General features: G+C 41.3%; 2 protein-coding genes. One reads left to right on the forward strand and one right to left on the reverse strand.

All coding sequences use genetic code 11. The annotated features are described in order from the left end of the window. On the forward strand, positions 1-348 hold a 348-nt coding region (locus tag AC1DRF_RS28485; RefSeq protein ID WP_477742371.1), incomplete at its 5' end, for a polysaccharide deacetylase family protein. Between the two features lie 32 nt (positions 349-380). Here AC1DRF_RS28485 and AC1DRF_RS28490 read toward each other — a convergent pair. Further along, positions 381-1,242: virulence factor (locus tag AC1DRF_RS28490; RefSeq protein WP_477742372.1), on the reverse strand; the 862-nt coding region annotated here is incomplete at its 5' end.

Raw genomic sequence — 1,242 nt, forward strand, 5'->3', positions numbered from 1 at the left:
GGTATTGACAGTAAGTTAATCCGCGTTCCTTACGGCAGCGTTCCTTATTTAAAAGAGCCCCACCGTACAGAGTTGCTAAGCCACTTTAAATTATGGGACTGGAATGTAGACAGCGAAGACTGGGCACTTCGTTCTGCACCTAGAATTATTCAGGGGCTTGAACCTCATATTCAAGGGGTTAACTCCAATGGAAGAACACCAGTCATTTTATTTCATGATAAATCCTTTACGGCACAATCCCTTCCTGCTATTTTKACTTACTTAAAGCAGTCGGGCTATCAGCCTATTAAAATTGATAACACCATGCAGCCTATGCAGTTTCCAACTCCCGCTGCAAAACAGTCGTAAAAAAAGATCATTCAAGTGAATGATCTTTTTTTTTATGCTTTTCTGCTTTCTGTCATTTGTTTCCAAACAGAACCTTTTGCTTCTTCTCCGCCTTCGATACGTTCAATTGCTAGCTTGATTTGTAAATCCACCTCAAATTCTTTATCATTCTCTGCTGCTTTTAATGCAGAAAGAGCCGTCTCGTCCCCTACCTCGTATAAATACATAGCTGCACGCCAGCGAACAAGCTTGTTTTTATCACCAAGAGCTTCACACATTGCCGGAATACCCTCTTCAAAACCTAAATCTGACATGCAGTCTCCAGCAGTACGGCGCACAGTGACTGATTTATCTTTTAATGCTTTGTATAAATAAGGCAGTACCGCTTTTGATTCAATCATTCCTAAGTAGACCGTAGCTAAGCGGCGAATAGATGCTTTTTCATCATCAAGCGCTTTATTTAAAACGTCTAAATCAGCTTCTGTTGGATCCATTTGTTCTAAATGGGCATAGCGCACTGACCAATCGTTGTCTTCTAGCATTTCTTCTGTAACTTTATAGGTTTTACGCGGCTGTACAACTTTTCCGCCTTCTTTTTCTTCTTGTGCATTAGCCACAAGGCGAGTTAATCTTTCTTGCGGATATGCTGCTGCTAACTCTTCTACAACTTCGTCTCCGATAGCAGATAACTCTCCGTAACGAACGCCTTGTTCTTTCCATTTTCGTTCTAATACCACATTATCTGAAAAACGTTGAAGTTCTGCTACCGCTTTTGCAAATCGCTCGGGCAGACCAAAGCGCTTTTCTTCATTTCCGTCCGTTAGCTTGACTTGCATCGGTACATTTTTGAACATTTGAACTGACACATTGACTTCACCAAAATGCTCATTCATTTTGTGCTGTTCACTGCTGCTT

Source organism: Priestia sp. P5_B4 (assembly GCF_056400385.1).